A 3,935-nucleotide genomic window follows, 5' to 3' on the forward strand; every position below is an offset into this window, starting at 1 on the left:
GCTCTAAAGCATGATCCCGAACCGAAGGTCCGCGCCAGCGAAAAATGGCAACCGGTTTTCGGAAAAGATCGTGCTTAAACAAGCAGATAGATGGCGCCATGGCTGAGTTTTCGCTCTCCGATCTGGAGACAATCATCAGGGAACGCGTGCATTCCGGCGATCCGGATTCGTGGACGGCAAAGCTGTTCGCACGCGGCATGGACAAGGCGGCGCAGAAGCTCGGCGAAGAGGCGGTCGAAACGGTGATCGCGGCCGTTGGCGGTGACAGACAAGCCCTCGTTTCGGAAAGCGCCGATCTCATCTATCATTGGCTTGTCGTTCTGGGCGTCGCCGGCATTCCGCTTGCCGATGTCCTGACCGAACTCGAACGCCGCACCGGTCGTTCGGGCATCGCCGAAAAGGCGTCTCGGCAGGACCGGGGCTGATCGCTGCGGAGGGTAGGAAACTCGATGGACCAGCTCGCCCCCACCGAGAAATATTCGCCCTTTCGTTTTTTCTCGGCAGAGCAATGGTCGCAGTTCCGCGCCGACACGCCGATGACGCTCGGCGAGGACGAGGTCCGTCGCCTGCGTTCGCTCAACGACCCGGTCGACCTCGAAGAGGTCAAGCGCATCTATCTTTCGCTGTCCCGGCTGTTGTCGGCACATGTCGAGGCGAGCCAACTTCTGTTCAGGCAGCGCCAGGCCTTCTTCAACGCGGTGGATGTCGTCAAGACGCCCTTCATCATCGGCATTGCCGGCTCTGTCGCGGTCGGCAAATCGACCACGGCGCGCGTGCTCAAGGAATTGCTGGCGCGCTGGCCGTCGAGTCCCAAGGTCGATCTGATCACCACAGACGGCTTCCTGCTTCCCAACGAAATCCTGCGCCGCAACAATCTGATGGAACGCAAGGGCTTTCCCGACAGCTATGACGTCGGCGCATTACTGCGTTTCCTGTCGGGTATCAAATCGGCGCAGCGCAATGTCCGCGCGCCGGTCTATTCGCACCTGACCTACGACGTCGTTCCCGGCGAGTTCCAGACCATCGACCGGCCCGATATATTGATCTTCGAAGGCATCAACGTGCTGCAGCCGGGCAAGCTGCCGAAGGACGGCAAGATTGTGCCTTTCCTGTCGGATTTCTTCGACTTCGCCATCTATATCGATGCCGAAGAGGAGCTGATCCATCAATGGTACATCGCCCGCTTCATGCGGCTGCGCGAGACCGCCTTCCGCGATCCGGACTCCTTCTTCCACCGCTATTCGCAACTTTCTCAAGCAGCGGCCCGCGCCATCGCGGAAGGCCTATGGGCCAACATCAATCTGAAGAATTTGCGCGAGAACATCCTGCCGACGCGAGCCCGCGCCGATCTCATCCTGCGCAAGGGCGCCAATCATCTGGTCGAGGAAGTGGCGCTCAGGAAGCTGTAACGAAGCGGTTAATGGTGCCTTAGGCAGTGCCCGCTATCGTTCGATTGCCAATTCCGGAGCATTTTGTGGGGAGCCGGTGATCAATATGCCTGCATTGCGCCGGCCTGACATTTCCGCCCGGCGCGGAACACTTGCTCCGCGCCGGCTTCTCAAATTCGCCTCGGTGGGGCTCGCGGCCACAGTGCTCTACGCGCATTGTGCCAGCCTCTTCACCAGTGCCGGGTCAACATACCTGCCGCCGGCCACAGCCTCCGTGGCCGCCTATGCGGTCGCGGCAATATTCTCCTATCTCGGCCACAAGTTCTTCACCTTCATGTCGGCCGGCTCGCATCAATTCGAAGCGCCGCGTTTCGCCGTGCTGACCGGATCCGGCCTTGCCATCGCCTATCTTCTTCCGCTGCTCCTCGTCGGGCAGTTCGGCCTGCCGGCGGCGATTCCGATACTGCTCACCTGCATTCTCATTCCGGTGGTCAACTTTGTCGTTCTCGAACGCTGGATCTTTTCCGGCCGATCAGCGGCGGGCCTGGACGGTGATCCGAAGCGGGTGCCGGTCTTGGGGAAATCCGATACTTGAAAAAGAGAGAGAGCGGCGATACGCCTCGACTTGAAAGTCCGCCGCTCTAGCCAGGATAGGTCACCCGTCTCAGCGTCAGGTTGATCCGCCCGCCGTTCTTCAGCAATGCCGAGGTCGATGGATAGATGCGATCGACGCCGTGAAAACAGAGGCGGCCTTCGCCGCCAAGCACGACGACATCGCCGCTTTTCAGCTTGAACGATTTGGTGCCGCCTTCGCGCGTGGTCTGGCCGACCCTGAACAGGCAATCGTCGCCCAGTGAAACGGAGACGACCGGCGCGGAGAAATCGATCTCGTCGCGGTCTTGATGGAGGCCCATCTTCGCGTCCGGCGAATAGAAATTGACCAGGCATGCCTCCGGCGGATGGGAATAGGCAGACACGTCCCGCCACAGCTCCAGCAGCACGTCCGGGATCGGCGGCCAGGGCATTCCGGTCACCGGGTGCGTCGGTTGGTAGCGATAGCCCTCCTTATCGGTGACCCAGCCGAGCGAACCGCAATTGGTCATGCGCACGCTCATCTCCTTGCCGGTGCGCGGCATGGCCGGCACAAACAAGGGGGCCTCCTGCACGACCCCTCTCACATCCTCGACCAGCGCTTCCTGCACCGCGCGGGACAGATAGCCGGGCATATGGCGGACGCCTTTGGGCAGAACGAGCATGGTCGCTTGATCCGTTGGTCTGCAAAGAATCAGAATGCCACCATCAAATGAAAACGGCGACCCGAAAGCCGCCGTTGTCGATTGGCCGTCGCCGATCTGGTCAGGCCCGATCTGGTCAGGCCCGATCTGGTCAGGCCTGGTCGAGATCCGGTATGCGCCGGACCTGCCCGGATAAATCTTGTCCGGATGGATCAGCATCGGCTTGTTGGCATCGAAAATGATCGTGTTCTTCGCACACTTGCCCTTGCCGTAGCTCTTTCGGCGATCTTCCAGAGGTTGTCGCCTTTCTTGACCGTGTAGGAGGTCGGTTCCTTGGCCGGGGCAGCGGGTGTGCCGGATTCGGGTGCGGCGACTTGCAATTCATCCGCCTGCACCTTGGACACGCCAGCGTATTGCCAACGGCGATGACGGCTTTCGAAGATCGATTGATCCTTGACCCACGCCTTTCAGGACAGCCGTATCGCCTTTGACGACGACTTCGACATTGTCTGTGCCGAGCGCGTGCGAATCGAGTTCCCTCTTGAGCGTATCGGCGGTCGGCTCGGGCTCATCGTCGCCGAAGCCGAGCTTCTTGCCGACGCCCTTGACGAAATCAAACATGCCCATCTGTGGTCTCCCTTGCTGTGGCGAATACCAAACTTGCCACCTGCAACCTTGAATTGGAAACCGTCGACCAGCGATCGATGTCGCGCCTGCCGCATCGGCCCGAAAAGTGGAATCGATTTTCGAAAAACACGATGTGGATACAAATGTCAGACGTATTTTGTGCGTCCAAGGGGACGCACGTCGCTCTAATCGTCGTCCACCCGGCCGCGCAATTTCTTGATTGTGCCGCGCCCAGCCTTGGTCTTCAGCCGCCTTTCGATCGCGCCTTTCGACGGCCTCGTCTTCTTGCGCGGTGGCGGCGGCGGTTCGGCGGCCGTGGCGACCAGTTCCGCAAGCCGCGCCCGGGCGTCCGCCCGGTTCTGCTCTTGCGTGCGGAAGCGTCCGGCCTCGATGACGATGACGCCATCCTTGGTGGCGCGCTGGCCGGCCAGCTTTATGGTTCGCTCGCGGACGCGCTCCGACAGGCCCGGCGCATTCGCCGCATCGAAGCGCAATTGCACCGCCGTCGCCACCTTGTTGACGTTTTGGCCGCCAGGGCCCGACGAGCGGATGAAGTCCTCGTGCAGGTCATCCGGATGGATCACCGCATCGTCGGCAATGATGATCTTGTCGTCGGCGTTCATGCCGCAGTCATGGCGCGGCAAACGAAAAAAGAAAAGGGCCGACCCCCGGGGTCGGGCCTTCC

At 60.9% G+C, this 3,935-nt stretch carries 7 protein-coding genes; 3 read left to right on the forward strand and 4 right to left on the reverse strand.

From position 1 onward, the window contains the following. Positions 1-98 precede the first annotated feature (98 nt). From EOA85_RS29635 to EOA85_RS29645, 3 genes are all read left to right on the forward strand, one after another. Positions 99-425 carry a phosphoribosyl-ATP diphosphatase gene (locus EOA85_RS29635; RefSeq protein WP_127212120.1) on the forward strand — a complete coding sequence of 109 codons (327 nt, stop codon included), beginning with the start codon at positions 99-101 and terminating at the stop codon, positions 423-425. A 24-nt stretch (positions 426-449) separates the two neighbouring features. Further along, positions 450-1,409, forward strand: coding sequence for a type I pantothenate kinase (gene coaA, locus EOA85_RS29640; protein ID WP_029347431.1), 960 nt, complete (start codon positions 450-452; stop codon positions 1,407-1,409). A gap of 85 nt (positions 1,410-1,494) precedes the next feature. Next, on the forward strand, positions 1,495-1,983 hold the full coding sequence (locus tag EOA85_RS29645; protein ID WP_164759964.1) for a GtrA family protein: 489 nt from the start codon (positions 1,495-1,497) through the stop codon (positions 1,981-1,983). Between the two features lie 46 nt (positions 1,984-2,029). Here EOA85_RS29645 and EOA85_RS29650 read toward each other — a convergent pair whose 3' ends face one another. The 4 genes from EOA85_RS29650 to arfB all read right to left on the reverse strand — a co-directional run bounded on the left by EOA85_RS29650 (position 2,030) and on the right by arfB (position 3,873). Next, the gene (locus EOA85_RS29650; protein ID WP_127212122.1) at positions 2,030-2,644 is read right to left on the reverse strand and encodes an alpha-ketoglutarate-dependent dioxygenase AlkB; all 615 of its coding nucleotides are present in this window, start codon (positions 2,642-2,644) and stop codon (positions 2,030-2,032) included. 191 nt (positions 2,645-2,835) lie between these two features. After that, complete coding sequence (locus tag EOA85_RS40185; RefSeq protein ID WP_348627942.1) at positions 2,836-3,027, reverse strand: LysM peptidoglycan-binding domain-containing protein; 192 nt, start codon at positions 3,025-3,027, stop codon at positions 2,836-2,838. Next, on the reverse strand, positions 3,005-3,250 hold the full coding sequence (locus EOA85_RS40190; RefSeq protein WP_348627943.1) for a hypothetical protein: 246 nt from the start codon (positions 3,248-3,250) through the stop codon (positions 3,005-3,007). The genes EOA85_RS40185 and EOA85_RS40190 overlap by 23 nt, the downstream gene beginning before the upstream one ends. Positions 3,251-3,435: 185 nt before the next feature. Continuing rightward, a complete protein-coding gene (arfB, locus tag EOA85_RS29660) occupies positions 3,436-3,873 on the reverse strand; it encodes an alternative ribosome rescue aminoacyl-tRNA hydrolase ArfB (protein ID WP_095517444.1) in 438 nt (145 codons plus the stop codon). Positions 3,874-3,935 lie beyond the last annotated feature (62 nt).

The organism is Mesorhizobium sp. M5C.F.Ca.IN.020.29.1.1, from assembly GCF_003997375.1.
Classification (GTDB): domain Bacteria; phylum Pseudomonadota; class Alphaproteobacteria; order Rhizobiales; family Rhizobiaceae; genus Mesorhizobium; species Mesorhizobium wenxiniae.